Origin of the sequence: Pseudoalteromonas sp. GW168-MNA-CIBAN-0100 (assembly GCF_040309225.1) — a bacterium.
In the GTDB taxonomy this organism is placed as follows: domain Bacteria; phylum Pseudomonadota; class Gammaproteobacteria; order Enterobacterales; family Alteromonadaceae; genus Pseudoalteromonas; species Pseudoalteromonas arctica.
Genome location: NZ_JBEOOL010000719.1, coordinates 1 through 261, shown reverse-complemented (window position 1 = coordinate 261; position 261 = coordinate 1). Strand labels below are relative to the sequence as shown.

Below are 261 nucleotides of genomic sequence, written 5' to 3'. Positions count from 1 at the left end.
GAGCAAATGGAGCACCCATTTTTAAGTAACGAAAGTGTCGACTTTGTGCGGTTAAGTAGCTTTACCGATTTAGAGGAGCTAAAACGTGTAGCTATAAGCTACGCCGATAAAGTGATTATTGACGGCCAAGACGACGATCAAACCTTTACTACCGCATTGCGCATTAGCCGTTTAGTTAAAGATGATTGCCATATAAGCGCGCATTTTTTAGATGAAACAAAAGTAGATATGCTATTAGAGCATTGCCAAAATGTAGAATGC

Annotated in this window: 1 pseudogene; it reads left to right on the top strand. The window is 39.8% G+C overall.

The features are described 5' to 3' along the window. Nucleotides 1-261: pseudogene (locus tag AAEY62_RS23160) on the top strand (two pore domain potassium channel family protein); the annotation flags it as partial.